Origin of the sequence: Agrobacterium sp. lyk4-40-TYG-31, from assembly GCF_030209855.1 — a bacterium.
In the GTDB taxonomy this organism is placed as follows: Bacteria; Pseudomonadota; Alphaproteobacteria; order Rhizobiales; family Rhizobiaceae; genus Agrobacterium; species Agrobacterium vaccinii.
Window position 1 is genome coordinate 332,119 of record NZ_JARVRE010000009.1, and the last position, 18,920, is coordinate 351,038.

General features: G+C 58.0%; 15 protein-coding genes. 10 read left to right on the forward strand and 5 right to left on the reverse strand.

Going from position 1 to position 18,920, the window contains the following annotated elements; genetic code table 11:
* Nucleotides 1–4 precede the first annotated feature (4 nt).
* Nucleotides 5–754, reverse strand: a complete 750-nt coding sequence (locus QRN55_RS18480) for a 3-deoxy-manno-octulosonate cytidylyltransferase (protein ID WP_284777802.1) — start codon at nucleotides 752–754, stop codon at nucleotides 5–7.
* A 149-nt stretch (nucleotides 755–903) separates the two neighbouring features.
* On the opposite strand from QRN55_RS18480, the gene QRN55_RS18485 reads away from it, so the two are divergent.
* Nucleotides 904–1,479 (forward strand): c-type cytochrome, encoded by a 576-nt coding sequence (locus tag QRN55_RS18485; RefSeq protein WP_233135663.1) that lies wholly within the window; start codon nucleotides 904–906, stop codon nucleotides 1,477–1,479.
* Nucleotides 1,480–1,579: 100 nt separating this feature from the next.
* Here the strand turns inward: QRN55_RS18485 and QRN55_RS18490 are convergent, their stop codons facing one another.
* Nucleotides 1,580–3,907, reverse strand: a complete 2,328-nt coding sequence (locus QRN55_RS18490) for a transglycosylase domain-containing protein (RefSeq protein ID WP_284777803.1) — start codon at nucleotides 3,905–3,907, stop codon at nucleotides 1,580–1,582.
* Between the two features lie 124 nt (nucleotides 3,908–4,031).
* Nucleotides 4,032–4,490, reverse strand: a complete 459-nt coding sequence (locus QRN55_RS18495) for a YbaK/EbsC family protein (protein ID WP_284777804.1) — start codon at nucleotides 4,488–4,490, stop codon at nucleotides 4,032–4,034.
* A gap of 514 nt (nucleotides 4,491–5,004) precedes the next feature.
* On the opposite strand from QRN55_RS18495, the gene QRN55_RS18500 reads away from it, so the two are divergent.
* Nucleotides 5,005–5,214 carry a cold-shock protein gene (locus QRN55_RS18500; RefSeq protein ID WP_045230211.1) on the forward strand — a complete coding sequence of 70 codons (210 nt, stop codon included), beginning with the start codon at nucleotides 5,005–5,007 and terminating at the stop codon, nucleotides 5,212–5,214.
* A 450-nt stretch (nucleotides 5,215–5,664) separates the two neighbouring features.
* On the opposite strand, the gene QRN55_RS18505 is transcribed toward QRN55_RS18500, so the two are convergent.
* Together QRN55_RS18505 and QRN55_RS18510 are read right to left on the reverse strand one after the other, a co-directional pair.
* Nucleotides 5,665–7,056 (reverse strand): M20/M25/M40 family metallo-hydrolase, encoded by a 1,392-nt coding sequence (locus QRN55_RS18505; RefSeq protein WP_284777805.1) that lies wholly within the window; start codon nucleotides 7,054–7,056, stop codon nucleotides 5,665–5,667.
* Nucleotides 7,057–7,129: 73 nt separating this feature from the next.
* Nucleotides 7,130–7,573 (reverse strand): MarR family winged helix-turn-helix transcriptional regulator, encoded by a 444-nt coding sequence (locus QRN55_RS18510; protein ID WP_284777806.1) that lies wholly within the window; start codon nucleotides 7,571–7,573, stop codon nucleotides 7,130–7,132.
* 424 nt (nucleotides 7,574–7,997) lie between these two features.
* On the opposite strand from QRN55_RS18510, the gene polA reads away from it, so the two are divergent.
* From polA to QRN55_RS18550, 8 genes are all read left to right on the forward strand, one after another.
* On the forward strand, nucleotides 7,998–10,991 hold the full coding sequence (gene polA, locus QRN55_RS18515; RefSeq protein ID WP_284777807.1) for a DNA polymerase I: 2,994 nt from the start codon (nucleotides 7,998–8,000) through the stop codon (nucleotides 10,989–10,991).
* Nucleotides 10,992–11,061: 70 nt separating this feature from the next.
* Nucleotides 11,062–11,784, forward strand: a complete 723-nt coding sequence (locus tag QRN55_RS18520; protein ID WP_284777808.1) for a DUF1868 domain-containing protein — start codon at nucleotides 11,062–11,064, stop codon at nucleotides 11,782–11,784.
* Nucleotides 11,785–11,977: 193 nt separating this feature from the next.
* Entirely contained in the window at nucleotides 11,978–12,163 is a 186-nt protein-coding gene (gene rpmF / locus QRN55_RS18525; protein WP_003507205.1) for a 50S ribosomal protein L32, read from the forward strand.
* Nucleotides 12,164–12,473: 310 nt separating this feature from the next.
* Nucleotides 12,474–14,297: a sensor histidine kinase gene (locus QRN55_RS18530; RefSeq protein WP_284777809.1), complete on the forward strand. Its 1,824-nt coding sequence runs from the start codon at nucleotides 12,474–12,476 to the stop codon at nucleotides 14,295–14,297.
* Nucleotides 14,294–15,658 carry a sigma-54-dependent transcriptional regulator gene (locus QRN55_RS18535; protein ID WP_045230200.1) on the forward strand — a complete coding sequence of 455 codons (1,365 nt, stop codon included), beginning with the start codon at nucleotides 14,294–14,296 and terminating at the stop codon, nucleotides 15,656–15,658. Before QRN55_RS18530 ends, QRN55_RS18535 begins: the two co-directional genes overlap by 4 nt.
* A gap of 214 nt (nucleotides 15,659–15,872) precedes the next feature.
* Entirely contained in the window at nucleotides 15,873–16,856 is a 984-nt protein-coding gene (locus tag QRN55_RS18540; protein WP_065700065.1) for a tripartite tricarboxylate transporter substrate-binding protein, read from the forward strand.
* A gap of 72 nt (nucleotides 16,857–16,928) precedes the next feature.
* On the forward strand, nucleotides 16,929–17,390 hold the full coding sequence (locus QRN55_RS18545) for a tripartite tricarboxylate transporter TctB family protein (protein ID WP_045230198.1): 462 nt from the start codon (nucleotides 16,929–16,931) through the stop codon (nucleotides 17,388–17,390).
* Between the two features lie 8 nt (nucleotides 17,391–17,398).
* Entirely contained in the window at nucleotides 17,399–18,904 is a 1,506-nt protein-coding gene (locus QRN55_RS18550) for a tripartite tricarboxylate transporter permease (RefSeq protein WP_111840161.1), read from the forward strand.
* The last annotated feature ends 16 nt before the right edge of the window (nucleotides 18,905–18,920 follow it).

Below are 18,920 nucleotides of genomic sequence, written 5' to 3' on the forward strand. Positions count from 1 at the left end.
TCATTTATCTGTTCGCGAGGATTTCGCGTGCTTTATCGAGTTGAGCCTGCGTATCGACACCGAGCGGGACCGAATTGACGATTTCCGCATCGATGCGCATGCCCGCTTCCAGGGCGCGCAATTGCTCGAGCTTTTCGCGCACCTCGAGTGTCGAGGGCTTGAGTGTCACGAATTTTTCGAGGGCGGCGCGGCGATAGGTGTAGAGCCCGATGTGGTGATAGAGCGGACCCTGACCATAGGGTGCCGTGACGCGGGTGAAATACAAGGCGCGCAGTCTCTGCTCAGAAATCGGGCTGCCGATGATCTTCACGATGCTCGGATCGGTCTTTTCGTCTTCATCCTGGATTTCGACGGTCAGCGTTGCGATGTCGGTGGCGGGGTTTTCCATGGGGCGCAGGGAGGCGCGGATCGTGTCGGCCTCGATGGTCGGCAAATCACCCTGAACATTGATGATGAATTCGGCATTGCCATAGGGATCGGCCTTTTGCAGCGCTTCATAGATGCGGTCGGAGCCGGACTGGTGATCCTGGCGGGTCATCGTGACATCGAATCCGGCATTTTTGACGGCCTCGAAAACACGGTCATCGTCAACTGCAACCACGATACGTTCGGCACCGGCTTCGCGCGCGCGCATCGCAACCTGCACAATCATGGGGTGGCCACCGATGTCTGCCAAAGGCTTGCCGGGAAGGCGCGTGGAGGCCATTCTTGCCGGAATCAGGACGACTGCTTTTTCGAAATACCGATTATTCATCCAACACCCTTCAAATCCCGGCGGAAAAGTGGCAATACGTCACGGTGCGGGGAGCATATTCAAGTTGCGCGTGCTGTGCAAAAGCCATAGCTTTCGAGCAATTTCAAGATGTCCGTTTGATGCGAACGGTTGTGAGGGAGCGCAGATCAATGAATTCACAGGTTAACATGGCGGTCGGTGCGCTCTTGGGCACGATCTTCGTCCTGATGTCGGTGTCCATCGCGTCGGAAGGTATTTTCCACGCGCCAGCGCCCGAAAAGGAAGGTTACGCCATTGTTGCAGAAACCACCGGGGCGGATAGTGCTGGCGGAGAACCTGCCGCTGCAGCGACGCCGATTGCAAAGCTTCTGGCAAGCGCCGATGCGGCAAAGGGTGAGACGGTCTTCAAGAAATGTACGAGCTGTCACTCCGGGGAAAAGGGCGGCCCCAATAAAGTCGGCCCTGACCTGTACGGCGTCGTCGGTCGCCCAATTGCAAGCCACGAAGGCTTCAGCTACTCCGCTGGGATGAAAGATTTTTCCAAGGGAGGCGCAGAGAAGTGGGACTATGACCACCTCAGCTACTTCATCGAAGCGCCGAAGAAGCACGTTCCTGGCACCGCCATGGGCTTTGCGGGCATCAAGAAGGAAACCGAGCGCGCCGACCTGATTGCCTATTTACGCACGCTTTCAGACAGCCCGGTACCGCTGCCGGATCCAAATGCGGCGCCTGAAGTCATCAACTGACATCGCTGCGATCTGATATCATGTAAAAAAAGCCCGGCTCGACCGGGCTTTTTGCTGTTCAGCGATGGCACACCGTCGTTCGGGTGATGTGATCTTTTCCTCAGTTCCCCATCAGAATGTCGAACAGGGTCGTCTGTTTCGGCGCAGCCTGCCGCTGTTGTGGTGCACCGCCAATGTCGGCTGGTGGAACAGGTCCACCGCCATACCCTTGCTGCGGGAATTGCTGGTGCGGGTAATCCGCAGGTGGGTAGTCGGGGGTCGATGCGGTCTGCTGATCTCGTCCCACGGGTGCTGCCGGATAATCCTCCGGCACCGGTGCCGAACCGCCGCCCAGCGCATTTGAAATGAGATCACCAATCGTCTGCGGTGGAGCACCGGGCGATTCGGTTGCAGGCTGACCCATTTCAGGTGCGCCATAGGCCCCGAGACCGAACAGCGGCGATGGGGTGAGGCCGGAATGGGCGGCAGTCATGAATTCTTTCCACGCCTTTGCCGGCAAACCACCACCCGTCACTTTTTTCATGGATGTGCCGTCATCATTGCCGAACCAGACGCCTGTCGTCAGCGTGCTGGTATAGCCTACGAACAAGGCGTCCCTGAAGGACTGCGTGGTGCCTGACTTGCCAGCGGCCTGCCAACCCTTGAGACGCGCAGCCTTGCCAGTCCCTTCGTTGATGACGCCGGTCAGCATACTGTTCATGGTGGCCGCGACACCTTCGCTCAGAACACGGGGCGGATTGTCGTATTTGTTCTCGTAGAGAACCTTGCCATCGGCATCGGTGATTCGCTTGACGATATGCGGCGTCGCCTTGAAGCCGCCATTCATCATCGGCGCGTAGGCCGAGGTGAGTTCGAGAAGCGACACTTCGGATGTGCCGAGCGCAATCGAGGCATTGGCTTGCAGATCGGATTCGATACCCATGCGATGCGCCACCTGCGCGACGCGATCCGGCCCAACTTCCATGACGAGCTGGGCCGCGATCGTGTTCAACGAGTTCGCCAATGCCGTGGCAAGCGTCACCTCGCCGCGATATTTCTGGTCGTAATTCTCCGGCGTCCATTTGCCGATCTTGACGGGTGCGTCGTTGCGGATGGAATTCGGGGTCAGGCCGTTTTCGAGGGCTGCAATATAAACGAAAGGCTTGAAGGCCGAACCCGGCTGCCGTTTGGCTCTGGATGCGCGGTTGAACTGGCTTTGCGCGTAGTCCGCTCCGCCGACCACCGCACGGATTGCCCCGGTGCCATCGATGGAAGCGAGCGCTGCCTGTGAAGCACCCAGTTTCTTGCCTTCACTCTTCAAGACATCGGAAAGCGCCTTGTCGGCCTCTTTTTCCAGATCGAGATCGATCGTGGTGTCGACAACCAAATCCTGCTTCACATCGCCCACCAGCATGCGGACTTCGTCCAACACCATATCGGCGGCGTAATGTTCCGCGCCAGACCAGAAGCGTTTGGCCTTGGTCGGCGGCTGGGACATCGCGGTCTTGATTTCGTCTTCGGTGATGAAGCCGACGTCACGCATCGACTGCAAGACGACCTGCGCCCGTTCTTCGGCTGCCTGCGGATCACGGGCAGGAGAAAGTCTCGACGGAGCCTTCAGCAATCCCGCCAGAAGTGCGGCCTCGCCCAGATTGACGTCACGCGCCGACTTGTTGAAATATCGCCGCGACGCCGCCTCTACGCCATAGGCATTCGAGCCGAAGTACACGCGGTTGAGGTACATGGCGAGGATCTGGTCTTTTGTGTATTTCTGCTCCAGCCAGAAAGACAGCAGGACTTCCTGGATTTTCCGCTCCATCGTCCGGTCGGGAGACAGGAACAGGTTCTTCGCCAGCTGCTGCGTCAGGGTGGAACCACCCTGGACCGTGCGACCGCTGACGACATTGGTCACGATAGCGCGGGCAAGACCGAGTGGATCGATACCGAAATGAGAATAGAAACGCCTGTCTTCGATCGCCATGACGGCCTGCGGCAGATAGGGCGACATGTCCTCCAGCGAGAGCGCCTCACCGCCCGTCGTGCCGCGATTGGCAAGAACAGAGCCGTCGACGGCGACGATTTTCAGGTTTGGCGGACGCTCGGGTATCGACCATGTGCTGGCGCTTGGCATGCGTGCACCGTAATAGAAGACGATGCCTGCAACAGCTATCCCGCCCCATATTCCAAGAACAACACACCAATAGAGGCAGGAGCGGATAAAGCCCGTAATGCCGCCGCCGCTTGCCGCACGCGTTTGGCGGTTTGGTCGCTGTGGTTTGGATTTGTCACGTTTGGGCTGCTTGGGCGAATCGAAGCCGGATGCTTTTTTGCCACCCGTCTTGGTGCCGTTGATACGGTCTGTCTCGTCAAGACGAAGGTCATCACCGGACTCGTGAAAATCCCCAAAAGAAGGTTCTACGCGCTGGCGTGACTTGCCATTACCTGCCATCTGCGGGAAATCACTCCATGATATTCGAGGGCGCTAAGCGGCTCCTGATCGCCGTTTCATCCCGATGGAGCTTAAATGCGGCGATTTAAGGTGGGGTTAAGGGACGTGCGGCTTCACGTTGCCGTCACTGGCAGACGTCTACCCACTCTGCGCCCGTCAATTCAACCAGACGATCAGGCGCGATGCGAACCGCTGCATTGGTAGCCCCGGCAGCAGGCACGACCTCGGCGTAGGCTTTCAGTGAAATATCGCAGTAGACCGGCAGCGGCGACGGCAGGCCGAAGGGGCACACGCCGCCTATCGGGTGGCTTGTTGCGGCAACCACTTCGTCGGCACTCAGCATTCGTGGCTTTGCACTGAAGCGATCTCTGAATTTTCGGTTATCCAGTCGCTTTGTCCCGGCAGTGACGACGAGAAGAATGGTGTCGCCCGCTCGCAGGCAGATCGTCTTGGCAATCTGGTCGGCGTCGACGCCATGGGCTTGAGCAGCAAGCTCGACCGTGGCCGAACTCGCTTCGGTCACCAAAATGGCGGCGTCAGGCGCGTGGGCGGCGAAATATTCTCGGACTGAATCAAGGCTCATGCGTAATCTTTAGGCGCAGAGCACAAAAAGAGCAAGCATATCGGCCCTAGCTATGCAAAATTTGCAATGCTGCGCTGCAATGTCTGGGCTGTTTTTCATGGAAAATTGTTGTATCTTCAAATCATCGAAGCGACGCACTCCTCCTCCCAGCGTCGCCCGATTTGGACTGGCAACACTCCTCCTCCCAGTTGTCAGTCAGTTTCAAGAACCCGGCGCACCTCCTCCCGCGCCGGGTTTTTGCTTTCTGCGTTCCGTTGACCTCCCGCATTCGAACAAAGTCGCGCCGGTTTTTGCACGCGGAACGGACAGAAAAATCAAGCCTTCCGCATTCGTTCTTCATCAAACAAACTTGACTTCTCCGTGGCTCCATCCTAGGTGTTTTGCCATCGATATTTGTTTGACGACCAGAGCTTCGGCGTTTCATAGACGCATACGACGATCTTTCCTTCAAATTCGAGAACACCCGCACTGAATTTCGGTGCAAACGTAATTTGCCAACGGAAGGAACATCGTTATGGCGACTGGTACAGTAAAGTGGTTCAACGCAACCAAGGGCTACGGCTTCATTCAGCCTGACGACGGCGCACAGGACGTGTTCGTACACATCTCTGCTGTTGAGCGCGCTGGCCTGAACGGCCTCAAGGATGGTCAGAAGATCACCTACGAACTGGTTCAGGACCGTCGTTCTGGCAAGATGTCTGCCGACAGCATCGTTGCTGCCTAATTAAAGCTTCCGTCGGTTCGCCGATGAGACGCATAGGTTTAAGGCCGGGTCTTCCCGGCCTTTTTCTTTTTCTGGATTCTCTTGAGCACCGAAGATGATCCATCGCTAAAATTCTGGGACATGGCCTTGTAATCGCGATGTCGTCTCACAATATAGGGTGCAGCGGTGTTTCAGTAACTTCCGATTTGGTGACACTACCACGCGTTTGCAGTTTATGCGTTAACCAAAGATTAACCAAAGCAGCGCAAACATGTTTCGGAAGACGCGAGCGACAGCAACTTTGCTGGCGCCGTGCTGAGACACCAGACCGTTTTACGCACTTTGACCACGGATGTACTGGCACTGAAGCTGAAACGGTAGGAAAGGTCGGGCTTGCCCGGCCTTTTTGCTTTTTAGAGACTGTGTCTCATGAGCAATGGCGCCACCCGTCAATCAGGTGGCGCCATTTTGTTATCTGACGCTCAGCGCCTGCAAAATCCTGACCCAGGAGCGAATGCCCTTGTGGAAGGATTGCAGATCGTATTTTTCATTCGGCGAGTGGATGCGATCATCCGTCAGCCCGAAGCCGATCATCAGCGAATCCATTCCGAGCAGATTCTGGAAATCTCCAACAATCGGGATGGAGCCACCCATGCCGATCACCACGGCCTGCTTTGCCCATTCATCCGACAGCGCGCTCTTCGCCTTCGTCAGCGCGGGCGAATCATAGGACAGCTGGATGGCCGGAGAACCACCGTGTTCGTGAAACTCGACCGAGCAATCCGCTGGAATTTTCGAGCGAACATAGGACCGGAAGCTTTCACGAATAGCTGCGGGATCCTGCTTGCCAACGAGGCGGAATGAAACCTTGGCGGACGCCTTGGCGGCGATAACCGTCTTGAAACCTTCGCCGGTGTAGCCGCCCGTGATGCCGTTGACTTCGGCTGTTGGCCGCGCCCAGGTCAATTCCAGAACAGAGCGTCCCTTTTCACCGGATGGTACGGAAAGACCGACCTCGCCCAGAAAGCTCTCGGCGGTGCGACCCAGACTGTCCCAGGAAGCCTTGATGTTAGACGGCGTTTCTTCGACGCCCTCGTAGAAGCCCGGCAACGTCACCTTTCCGGTTTCGTCGTGAAGACCAGCCAGAATTCCGCTCAAGATATGAATGGGGTTGGCAGCAGCACCACCGAAGAGACCGGAATGGAGATCGCGGTCTGCGGCTGTGATGACGATTTCCTCACCGACGAGGCCGCGCAGCGCAGCAGCGATGGCAGGCGTCTCGCGGTCCCACATGCTGGTGTCGCACACCAAAGCGTAGTCTGCCTTCAACTCATCGGAATTGGCATCGAGGAAAGGCTTCAGCGACGGCGAGCCGGATTCCTCTTCGCCTTCGAACAGAATGGTGATGCGCAGAGGCAGGGAGCCATGCACCTGTTTGTAGGCGCGGCAGGCTTCGACGAAGGTCATCAACTGTCCCTTGTCGTCGGATGTTCCGCGTCCGGTGATGATTTGGCGACCGCCACCGATGTCCTTCAATGCGGGGTCGAAGGGTTCGTTGTCCCACAGAGCGATGGGATCGACGGGCTGGACGTCATAGTGTCCGTAAAACAGCACGTGGGGCGCGTCAGCGCTGGCACCATCATGATGGGCAACGACCATGGGATGCCCTGCGGTATCGCGTATCGAGGCCGTGAAGCCGATTGTCGAGAGATCACGGACCAGCCATTCGGCAGCCTTGCGGCATTCGGCCTTGTAGGCCGGGTCAGTCGAGATCGACTTGACGCGGACGAGTTCGAAAAGTCTGTCGAGGCTGGCATTGAGATTGTCGTCAACCGCCGAGAGAACGGGGGAAATATCTGTCATTACGCGATCCTGTCATGCGAAGATCGTGTCAGGATAGAGCAAAGCGGCACCGGTTTCGAGCCGGAAAATCATTTCACGCTTCCGCGTTTGGTGCTTTGGCCGCGTCGATGGCGCGACCCATATATTCCATAAGAAGCTGCCTCTCAAACCGCAGGAGCCCGGCAAGAATGGCGTCGTCTGTCGATTTCGAGGCAGAAATCGCTTGCTGCTCCAACTCGCGACCGCGCTCTGTCAATTCGATGATCTGCGCGCGTCGGTCCCGCGGGTGCTGCTTGCGCTCGATGAGGCCATCGCGCTCCATGCGTGCCAGTGTATTGGCAAGCGTTGCTTGCTCCACTTCCACGCGGTCGAGCAACTGGCGCTGCGTCAAGCCGTCTTCATTCCACAATTCCAGCAAGACGGGGAATTGACCCGGGGAAAAGCCAAGGGCGGCGGCGCGCTTGTTGAGTGCCTTCGAAAAGGTCTTTGCCAGTTGCGCAGCAAGATATGTCGCTGAGTCGTTTCGTGAAAAACGCATGTCTCGATCCTGAAGGCGCAGCAAGTTGCCGCATTGCATATCATGCTATCTAGATATGCAGGCTTTCGTGGAGCATGCGCTTCAAGGCGATTGTCATGATCGAGCATAAAAAAACGCCATGGCCGGGAGGGGACGGCCATGGCGTTTACATTGAAGGACAAAGGCCCGGAGAGGGGGGATAGGCCTTTGTCCGGTCTGACGCGGCGGGGGACATGCCTGCAATCAGACTACGGCGTGATCAGTCGCCGTCCTCCAAGAAATGAGGCTCCAAATGCGGCTTTTCAAGGGAAGCCCGGATTACAAATTTGTAACGTTCTGGTGAGAATGAGAGCCGCCCTTCCGCCGTCTCGAAACAGTGGGTTGCCTGTGGCACGGGCGAACTTTATCTGGACGTCAATCATGGCCCGCGCTATCCATGCTTCCCATGAAAACAGGCGATCATCTCTTCCTCGTAGACGGCTCCGGCTTCATCTTCCGGGCGTTCCATGCCATCCCCGCGCTCAACCGCAAATCGGATGGATTGCCCGTCAACGCCGTCTCCGGTTTCTGCAACATGTTGTGGAAGCTTCTGAAGGATGCGCGCAATACCGATGTCGGCGTGACGCCCACGCATTTTGCGGTGATTTTCGATTATTCCTCGAAAACATTCCGCAACGAGCTTTACGATCTCTACAAGGCCAACCGCTCTGCCCCGCCGGAAGATCTCATTCCGCAATTCGGCCTGATCCGCCATGCGACCCGCGCCTTCAACCTGCCCTGCATCGAGACGGAGGGTTTCGAGGCCGACGACATCATCGCGACCTATGCCCGGCAGGCCGAAGCAATCGGCGCCGACGTAACGATCATCTCGTCCGACAAGGACTTGATGCAGCTCGTCACGCCCAACGTTCATATGTACGACGCGATGAAGGACAAGCAGATCGGCGTACCTGACGTCATCGAAAAATGGGGCGTTGCGCCCGAAAAGATGATCGACCTGCAAGCCATGACGGGCGATTCCACCGATAACGTTCCCGGCATTCCCGGCATCGGGCCAAAGACTGCCGCGCAGCTGCTCGAAGAATATGGTGATCTCGACACCTTGCTTCTGCGCGCTGGCGAGATCAAGCAGCAGAAACGTCGTGAAAACATCATCGCAAATGCCGAACTTGCGCGCCTGTCGCGCCAGCTCGTGGCGTTGCGCACGGACGTTCCTCTGGAACTTCCGCTGGATGCGCTGACGCTGGAGCCGCAGGATGGTCCCAAGCTGATCGCCTTCCTGAAAGCCATGGAGTTTACGACGCTAACCCGCCGCGTCGCGGAAACCACGGGCGCGGACGCCGCCGTCATCGAGGCAGCCAATGTCCCCGTAGAGCGCGGTGCGCAGGCCCACGGGCCGGATTTGGAAGGTGTTGCTGCCACTGGGACGGGCGATGCTGCGATCCCGCTCGATGAGACTTCCATCGCCGAAGCATCGGCAATTGCGTCCAAGGTTGAAGGCGAGACACCTGCCGACCTGTCGTCTTCGCGAGAAGCTGTCTTCTCCGCAGCGAAGATCGATATCACCTCGTATCAGACAATCCGCAATATCGAAGAACTGGATCGCTGGCTGGCGATGGCCCGTGAAACCGGTATTGTCGCTTTCGATACGGAAACGACATCGCTCGATCCGATGCAGGCGGAACTGGTTGGTTTTTCCCTGGCGCTTGCCGATAATAGCAAGGACGCCAGCGGCACCGATATCATCGCTGCCTATGTCCCGATTGCCCACAAGACAGGCTCGGGCGGCGATCTGTTCAGTGACGGAATAAAACTCGCACCAGACCAGATACCGTCGGCAGACGCGTTGGACCGGCTGAAGACGCTTCTCGAAGACCCTGCCATTCTCAAGGTCGCGCAAAACCTGAAGTACGATTATCTGCTGATGAAGCGCCACGGGATCGTCATCGAAAGCTTCGATGACACCATGCTGCTTTCTTATGTGCTTGAGGCCGGCAAGGGCCTACATGGCATGGACGCGCTGTCCGAGCGCTGGCTCGGCCATACGCCGATTGCCTACAAGGACGTTGCGGGTTCCGGCAAATCCGGCGTGACATTCGATTTTGTCGATATCGACAAAGCCACAGCCTACGCAGCCGAAGATGCCGATGTAACCCTGCGCCTGTGGATGGTCTTGAAGCCTCGCCTCGTGGCTGACCGGTTGACATCGGTCTATGAGCGGCTGGAGCGCCCGCTATTGCCGGTGCTGGCCCGCATGGAAGAGCGCGGCATCACCGTCGACCGTCAAATCCTGTCGCGTCTGTCGGGTGAACTGGCGCAAAAGGCCGCCGCCTTTGAAGAAGACATCTACGAACTCGCTGGCGAGAAATTCAATATCGGCTCACCCAAGCAACTGGGCGATATCCTGTTCGGCAGGATGGGGCTACCAGGAGGGTCGAAAACCAAGACCGGCCAGTGGTCCACCTCTGCACAGGTTCTGGAAGATTTGGCCGCAGAAGGCGCAGAACTCCCCCGCAAGATCGTGGACTGGCGTCAGCTGACCAAGCTGAAATCCACCTATACCGACGCGCTGCCCGGTTACATTCACCCGGAAACCAGGCGGGTTCACACCTCCTATTCCCTGGCGTCCACGACGACGGGGCGCCTTTCGTCGTCTGAACCGAATTTGCAGAATATTCCGGTCCGCACAGCGGAAGGCCGCAAGATCCGTACGGCCTTCATTTCAACGCCGGGCAACAAGCTTCTGTCGGCAGACTACAGCCAGATCGAACTGCGTGTGCTGGCCCATGTCGCCGACATTCCGCAGTTGAGAAATGCATTCGAGAACGGCATCGACATTCACGCCATGACGGCGTCTGAAATGTTCGGCGTGCCGGTTGAGGGCATGCCGTCGGAAGTGCGTCGCCGTGCCAAGGCCATCAACTTCGGTATCATCTACGGCATTTCCTCCTTCGGCCTTGCCAACCAGCTCAGCATCGGACGATCCGAGGCGGGGGAATACATCAAGAAGTATTTCGAGCGCTTCCCCGGCATTCGCGACTACATGGAAAACACCAAGACATTTGCGCGTGACAAGGGTTACGTCGAAACCATCTTCGGGCGCCGGATCAATTACCCGGAAATCAAGTCGTCCAACCCTTCGGTGCGGGCTTTCAACGAACGCGCAGCGATCAACGCCCCGATCCAGGGTTCCGCAGCCGATATCATCCGCCGCGCCATGATCCGCATCGAACCGGCGCTGGACCAAGCCAAACTATCGGCCCGTATGCTGTTGCAGGTTCACGACGAACTGATCTTCGAGGTGGAAGAAGCCGAGATCGACAAAACCCTGCCGGTCGTCGTTTCGATCATGGAAAATGCAGCCATGCCCGCCATCGACATGAAGGTGCCGCTCAAGGTCGATGCCCGTGCGGCCGCCAACTGGGACGAAGCACACTGACGCTGTCGTGTCATCGAAGTGTCGTGTGCCAGGAGTAGGAGGCTACCTTTCTTAAGGGAGCCTTCGCACCATGCATGTGCCGTTCGTTTCACCCAAACTTGCCCGTTTCTCCGCAACCAGCAATGACGCGCCGCCGCGTCACCTCGGAACCCGCTTTGATCTGAGCGGCGTGTTTCTGCCTGAACCGGGAAACACGGTCGTTTGCCATCTGGCAGACGGATCGCGCACGCAACAGGCGATCATCAGAGCCCGCCAGCGGCTTTTCGACATGCCTGAGGCGCACAGTCATCTGGCCTTCACACCCATTTCCAGCCTGCATATGACGGTTTTCCAAGGCATTATCGAGTATCGCCGCACCTGGCCCTTTTGGCCGAAGGAAATGCCCAGCGATTCATCCATTGAACAGATGACGGATTTCTATCTGGAAAAACTCCAGAGGTTTCCGCAGCTTCCAGCCTTCAAAATGCAGGCTATCCGGCTATCACCGCTCGGCCTGACGTTGAAAGGTGCAATGGCTGAGGATGACAGGATCGTTGCCGAATGGCGCGACGCATTTGCCGAGGCGTTCGGCTATCGCCATCCGGACCATGATGACTACGAATTTCATTTCACCTTTGCCTATATCATGCGCTGGTTCGAGCCAGAGGCCTTGCCCCGCTGGCAAAAAATGCTGGACGAATGCCTGGAAGACTTGCGATCCACCGTTCCGGTTCTGGAAATGCGCCCGCCAGCATTCTGTGAATTCAGCGATATGAATCACTTTGAGGAATTGATCGTTTTCGACCCTGTTTGATAGTCAGTGTCAAAAGCTTTCGCGCGAAACCCTTTTCCGTGATTCGGACATTCTTGAAAAAATCGACGCCGGGGCTGGTCAAAGCCCTGGGAGGCATGTATAAGCGCGCCAAATTTCCAATAAAGAAACATGTGACATTCGGCCTTGGTCCTGGCTGGTTCCCGTGTTTCGCCGCTCAAGTGGAGTTACACAAATGGCAGTACCAAAGAGAAAAACAAGCCCGTCCAAGCGCGGCATGCGTCGTTCGGCCGATGGCCTGAAGTCTGCAACCTACGTTGAAGACAAGAACTCCGGCGAACTGCGCCGCCCACACCACATCGACCTGAAGACAGGCATGTACCGTGGCCGTCAGGTTCTGACACCGAAAGAAAGCGCATAATTTCTGCGCTCCGAGAATTTTGAAAAGCCGGCCTTTGGGTCGGCTTTTTCGTTTTTGGCTGAAGCCTGCCGATCCCCCTTGGAAATTGTGGCCCCTCCCCTTACACTTTAAGCTGGAGAGCGAAAATTTCGCTTTCCGTCATTCCGGCCCTGAGCCGGAATCCAGCAGCGCCGCGTCTGCGGTGCGAAAGAGTCTTCTTCGATCAAAGACTTGATCGAACTGGATCCCGGATCAAGTCCGGGATGACGGAGGGTCGGAGGGTCGGAGGGCAGACTTTTAAAGAGATCTGTCATGGGGAGGGGTTAGAGCCGTGAGATATCGCTGGGTCGGCATTGTGCTTGTCTGCCTTGGTCTGGGTGGTGTCGCCCTGACCAAGGGAAGCGATCTGATCGCCGAAAGCTATTTCAACGAGGTGGCAGCCCAAGGCGGAACGACATTGCGGCTGGCGGTGTCTGCGCTGGGCGGGCATTTGAGTCGCTACGAGCCGCTGCCTGCGTTGATGGCGGATCACGACGATATCGAAGAGCTCGTCGCCCATCCTGACGATCAGGCTCTGCGCCTTCGCGCCAACATCTACCTGAAGTCGATCAACGACCTCCTTAAATCATCCGACATCTACATCATGACGCTGGATGGCGAGACGATTGCCGCCAGCAATTATGATGGACCGGCGAGCTTCGTTGGCCAGAATTTCAGCTACCGCCCGTATTTTCAGGATGCTGCCAAAGGTCAGCAATCAAAGTTCTTCGCGCTTGGCACCACCTCGCACAAACGTGGCTATTACTTCGCCTCGCCCATCCTGTTCAATGCCCAGATCAAAGGTGTGATCGTCTTCAAGGTCGATATCGAAGGCATCGAAGCATCCTTCGGCAATGGTGAAAACCGCATCTTCGTGAATGATCCTGAAGGGATCATTTTCATGACGGGCACACCGGAATGGCTTTATTCCGCCATACAGCCGTTGACGCCGGATAGGATTGCAAGGACCGAGGGTTCGAGGCGTTATGCCGATGCCAACCTGACCCAGCTTGCGCAGACGCGCAGCACCTTCGGCACGCATGATCTTATGACGATCCGCGAAAGTGAGCAGGACCGGGAATACATCCTGCTATCCCAGCCAATGCCCGATGCCGGTTGGACGGTTAATGTCCTCATGGACACGGGATCGGTGCGGACGCAGGCCAAAACCACCATGATTGCGATTGCGCTCTGCCTGTGCCTTGCCGGTGCGCTGGTTGCTGCCATGCTGCAACGACGCAAGCGATTGCGTGACCGACTGATCCATCAGGCAGAAGCGCAGGCCGAGCTTGAGCGACGCGTGGAGGAGCGCACCGCCGATCTCGCTCGGGTCAATCAGGATATCAAGCACGAGATCGCCGAACGGCGGCAGACGGAAAAACGCCTGCGCAAGACCCAAAAGGATTTGATCCAGGCTGGAAAGCTGGCCGCGCTTGGGCAAATGTCGGCGGCTCTCTCCCACGAATTCAACCAGCCGCTGGCTGCGGCCAAGACCTATGCCGAAAGTGCTGCCCTGCTGATCGAGCGAGGGCGGGTCGAGGAAGCGACCACCAACCTCAATCGCATCTCGGTCCTGATTGACCGGATGGCGGCGATTGGCAAGCATCTTCGCAATTTTGCACGAAAGCCCAACGAGAAGCTGGGGCCGGTTTCCCTCGATGCCGTGGTCAGCGATACGCTGGAGATCGTCAACGCCCGGCTGAAGGCAGCCGATGCCGTGCTGGATGTCAATTTCGGGCGCTGCCTTCTTCAGGTGAAGGCAGGCCCTGTCAGGCTCCAGCAGGTTCTGGTCAATATCATCTCCAACGCTGCCGACGCTGTGGAAGGCCTGAGCGACCGCCGCATCCACCTGACGGCTCACCACGAGGGTGACAAAGTCATCCTCTCCATTCGTGACCACGGACCCGGTGTGCCACCCGCCATCATGGAGCGTATCTTCGATCCGTTCTTTTCCACCAAGGGCGTCGGCAAGGGCTTGGGCCTTGGGCTGTCCATCTCCTACAACATCGTCAAGGATTTTGGCGGGCGCTTGAGTGTGACCAACCTGCCGGAGGGTGGAGCCCGGTTCGACATCGAACTGGATGCGGCATTGTCGATGGAGATTGCGGCTGAATGACCTCTTCCCGTGTGCTGCTGATCGACGATGAAGAAGACCTCCGCCTCTCCACCGCGCAGGCGCTGGAGCTCGCAGGTCTTGACGTTGTAACCGTCGACAATGCCGACCATGTTTTTGAGCTGATCGGCTACAGCTTCGATGGCGTCATCGTCAGCGACATCCGAATGCCCGGCATGGACGGCATGACGCTTTTGCAAAAGGTGCGGGAGCTGGATGCGGAAATCCCCGTCATTCTGGTCACCGGCCATGGAGACGTGCAGCTTGCCGTCAGCGCCATGCGAAACGGCGCCTATGACTTCATCGAAAAGCCGTTCAGCGTTCAATATCTCGCAGGCATCATCAAGCGCGCCATCGACCGGCGCTCGCTCGTCCTGGAAAACCGCCGACTGCGTGCCGTGGCAGGCAAGCGCGACGATCTGGAAACACGCCTGCCGGGCCGCACGCAAGTCATGGTCGATCTACGCTACCGCATCCGCGCGATTGGTGCGGCGGATGCCGATACCCTCATCATCGGCGATACCGGTGCTGGCAAGGAAGTCGTTGCCCGCGCGCTCCACGATGTCAGCGCCCGTGCCGACAAGCCATTCGTCGCCATCAATTGCGCTGCCCTGCCGCAGCATCTCATCGAGAGTGAATTGTTCGGCCATGAGGCGGGCGCGTTTCCCGGTGCGCTGCGCCCGCGTTACGGCAAGTTCGAACACGCCCGTGGCGGCACGGTTCTCTTGGACGAAATCGGCTCCATGCCTTTCGATATGCAAGGCAAGCTGTTGCGGGTGTTGCAAGAGCGTACGATCACCCGCCTTGGCTCAAACGAGACCGTGGAGCTCGATGTGCGCTTTATCGCGACCAGTAAGGCTGATTTGGCCCAAGAGGCGCTGGCGGGGCGCTTTAGGCAGGATTTGCTCTACCGGCTGAATGTCGCGACCGTGCATGTGCCATCGCTAGCGCAACGTCGCTCAGATATCCCGCTTCTCTTCCTCCAACTGGTGCGCGAGGCTGCGGCACGTTATGGCCGGGATGATCTCGACGTGCCCTCCGATATCGTCTCGACACTTGCCATGCAGGAGTGGCCCGGCAATGTGCGGGAACTGCGAAATGCGGCAGATCGGCTGGTGCTGGGGCTTGATGGCAGTGCCGCCGATGGGGCGCAAACGGCATCGGAAAGTGCCGCAAGTCTCTCAGACAAAGTCGCGGAGTTCGAAAAATCCGTGCTGGCAAGAGCGATCGCGCTCCACAAAGGCAACCTCAAAGCTGTCTACGAGACGCTCGGAATATCGCGCAAGACGCTTTATGAAAAAATGCAAAAGCATGCGCTGACGAAACATGGCTTGGTCGATGAAGACCTGAAAACCCTGCCCTGAACCTTTGCCTCTATTGCGATGGGTGGATTTCCACCCATTGATGATGTCGAATGTTTCGCTTTCCACCCATTATGCCCAGGTAGCGAGGGCTTTTCTTCTGCGTTGCTCTGCCCGGCATTGCGCCGACGCCGACACCGATTGCAAATAACCTCACCCCGACCGGCGCAATAGGAGTGCGACGGTCGATGAGGCCATATTTCATCGGGAGGAAAAGATGAAAATTCTCAATACCGTCACAGGTGCCGTGGCTGCTGCCGCCGTATCGCTGTTTGCTTTGTCCGCCGCCGCGCAGACCTATCCGCAGCGCAACATCACCATGGTCGTTCCCTTCGCCGCCGGTGGCCCGACCGATACGGTTGCCCGCCTCGTTGCCGAATCCATGTCGAAGGACTTGGGCCAGCAGATCATCGTGGAAAATGTCGGCGGTGCCGGTGGCACGCTGGGTGCGGGTCGCGTCGCATCGGCTGATGCGGATGGCTACACCGTCCTTCTCCACCACATCGGCATGGCCACCAGCGCCACGCTCTACCGCAAACTGGCCTACAACACGCTCGAAGCCTTCGATTATGTCGGCCTCGTCACCGAAGTGCCGATGACCATTCTGTCGCGCAAGACGCTTGAGACGACCGACCTCAAGGGCCTGATTGAATATGCCAAGGCCAACAAGGACACGGTCACCGTGGCCAATGCGGGCATCGGTGCGGCCTCGCATCTGTGCGGCATGCTGTTCATGAGCGCGATCCAGACCCCGCTCGTCACTGTGCCTTACAAGGGCACGGGTCCGGCCATGACCGATCTTCTCGGCGGTCAGGTCGATATCATGTGTGACCAGACGACCAACACCACCAAGCAGATCCAGGGTGGCACCGTGAAGGCCTATGCGGTGACGACACCGAAGCGTCTGGACGTGCTGCCGAATGTACCGACCTCTGCCGAAGCCGGTCTGCCGGACTTCGAAGTCGGTGTCTGGCACGGCATCTATACGCCAAAGGGCACGCCTGCCGAGATCAATGAGCGCCTGTCCAAGTCGCTTCAGATCGCGCTGAAGGACCCGAATGTCGCGGCCCGCTTTGCAGAGCTAGGCACCACGCCATCGCCTGAAGCAGATGGCACGCCTGCGGCGCTGAAGGCGAAGCTCGAAAGCGAGATACCACGCTGGAAAACGGTGATCGAGGCCGCTGGTCAGTACGCCGACTAAGTCTGCGCGCACGCAATCGACCGGTGGCGTTTCCATGCCACCGGTTTTCACTCGCCAGCGGGGGACACACACATGAAATCACTTTCTTTCGACGCAACAGAGGCGATTTGTGGCGCCTTTTTCATTCTGCTCGGCATCTTCTTTGCCTGGCAATCCTACGGGCTGGAACTGGGAACGGCATTTCGCATGGGCCCCGGCTATTTCCCGCTGGTGCTCTCGCTCATTCTCGTCGGGCTCGGCACACTCATCCTCGTCCGGGCTGGCAAGGTTCAGGGCGAACCGCTCGGACCTATCGCATGGCGCGGTATCTTCCTCATTCTGCCTGCGCCGATCTTCTTCGGCATGACGGTGCGCGGGCTTGGTTTCGTCACGGCACTCTTCATCAGCGCACTGATCGCATCCTTTGCATCGCATAAGATGAAACCGCTGATGGCCGTCATTCTGTCCATCGGCATCACCATCTTTTCCGTCGCAGTCTTCGACTACGGTCTTGGTCTGCCCTTCCAGCGCTTCGGCCCCTGGCTCAATTTCTGAGGTGCATGATGGAACTGTTCAATAATCTCGCGCTGGGTTTTTCCACCGCAACCTCTATCGACAATCTGTTCTTCTGCCTCATCGGCGTGCTGCTGGGAACCTTGATCGGCGTATTGCCGGGCATCGGTGCCACGGCAACCATTGCCATGCTGTTGCCGATCACCTTCCAGCTGGAGCCGGTCTCTTCGCTCATCATGTTGGCGGGTATCTATTACGGCGCACAATATGGCGGCTCGACCACGGCGATCCTCATCAACATGCCGGGCGAATCCTCGTCCGCCGTCACCGCCATCGATGGCTACCAGATGGCGCGCAAGGGCAAGGCAGGCGTGGCCCTTTCGGTTGCCGCTCTCGGCTCGTTCTTTGCCGGTACGGTCTCGACATTCCTCGTCGCCGTCTTTGCACCACCGCTGACCGCCATCGCTCTGGAATTCGGCGCTGCCGAATATTTCTCGCTGATGGTGGTCGGTCTGGTCTCGTCCATCGCGCTCGCGCACGGCTCCATCATCAAGGCGCTGGCCATGGTGGTTCTCGGGTTGCTTCTGGGCCTCGTCGGTACCGATATCTATAGCGGCACGCCACGCTTCACGCTGGGCATCCGCGAATATGCCGATGGCTTGAATTTCGTGGCTGTCGCCGTCGGTGTCTTCGGTATTGCCGAAATTTTGAGAAACCTCGAAAACGAAAAGACGCGCTCCGTCTTGATGGCAAAGGTCAGCGGCCTTCTGCCCAGCAAGGAAGACTTCAAGCAGATGATCGGCCCCGTCCTGCGCGGTACGGCCATCGGTTCGGCGCTCGGCATCCTTCCAGGTGGCGGTGCGATTCTTGCGGCGTTCGCGTCTTACACGGTCGAAAAGCGCGTCTCGAAGCACCCGGAAGAGTTCGGCCATGGCGCTATCGCCGGTGTGGCTGGCCCCGAATCGGCCAACAATGCCGGTGCGCAGACCTCGTTCATTCCGCTTTTGACGCTCGGCATTCCCGCTAACCCCGTCATGGCGCTGATGATCGGTGCCATGATCATTCAGGGCATCGTCCCCGGACCCAATGTCGCCACCGAACAGCCTGCTCTGTTCTGGGGCATCATCGCGTCCATGTGGATCGGTAACCTGATGCTTGTGGTTCTCAACCTGCCGCTGATCGGGCTGTGGGTGAAGCTGCTGACCATCCCCTACTACGTGCTCTTCCCCATCATCATGGCCTTTTGTGCCATCGGGGTCTACAGCGTGAACTCCAACGTCTACGACCTCTATGCCGTCGCCTTCTTCGGGCTTATCGGCTATGCGCTCGTCAAACTGCGCTGCGAACCGGCACCGCTTCTGCTCGGCTTCGTTCTGGGGCCGTTGCTGGAGGAAAACCTGCGGCGTGCGATGATCCTGTCGCGCGGCGACGCGACGACCTTCGTTACACGCCCCATCAGCGCAACCTTGCTGTTGATCGCACTGGCGGTTCTGATCGTCGTCTTCCTGCCAAGTGTGAAGAAAAAGCGCGAAGAGGTCTTCCAGGAAGAAGATTGATCCGTCATCACATCAC

Coding starts and splice junctions, on each gene's coding strand:
- QRN55_RS18505 (WP_284777805.1), bottom strand. CDS start 7,056: ATGACAGATATTTCCCCCGTTCTCTCGGCGGTTGACGACAATCTCAAT.
- QRN55_RS18550 (WP_111840161.1), top strand. CDS start 17,399: ATGGAACTGTTCAATAATCTCGCGCTGGGTTTTTCCACCGCAACCTCT.
- QRN55_RS18510 (WP_284777806.1), bottom strand. CDS start 7,573: ATGCGTTTTTCACGAAACGACTCAGCGACATATCTTGCTGCGCAACTG.
- rpmF (WP_003507205.1), top strand. CDS start 11,978: ATGGCAGTACCAAAGAGAAAAACAAGCCCGTCCAAGCGCGGCATGCGT.
- QRN55_RS18535 (WP_045230200.1), top strand. CDS start 14,294: ATGACCTCTTCCCGTGTGCTGCTGATCGACGATGAAGAAGACCTCCGC.
- QRN55_RS18495 (WP_284777804.1), bottom strand. CDS start 4,490: ATGAGCCTTGATTCAGTCCGAGAATATTTCGCCGCCCACGCGCCTGAC.
- QRN55_RS18485 (WP_233135663.1), top strand. CDS start 904: ATGAATTCACAGGTTAACATGGCGGTCGGTGCGCTCTTGGGCACGATC.
- QRN55_RS18540 (WP_065700065.1), top strand. CDS start 15,873: ATGAAAATTCTCAATACCGTCACAGGTGCCGTGGCTGCTGCCGCCGTA.
- QRN55_RS18490 (WP_284777803.1), bottom strand. CDS start 3,907: ATGGCAGGTAATGGCAAGTCACGCCAGCGCGTAGAACCTTCTTTTGGG.
- polA (WP_284777807.1), top strand. CDS start 7,998: ATGAAAACAGGCGATCATCTCTTCCTCGTAGACGGCTCCGGCTTCATC.
- QRN55_RS18480 (WP_284777802.1), bottom strand. CDS start 754: ATGAATAATCGGTATTTCGAAAAAGCAGTCGTCCTGATTCCGGCAAGA.
- QRN55_RS18545 (WP_045230198.1), top strand. CDS start 16,929: ATGAAATCACTTTCTTTCGACGCAACAGAGGCGATTTGTGGCGCCTTT.
- QRN55_RS18520 (WP_284777808.1), top strand. CDS start 11,062: ATGCATGTGCCGTTCGTTTCACCCAAACTTGCCCGTTTCTCCGCAACC.
- QRN55_RS18500 (WP_045230211.1), top strand. CDS start 5,005: ATGGCGACTGGTACAGTAAAGTGGTTCAACGCAACCAAGGGCTACGGC.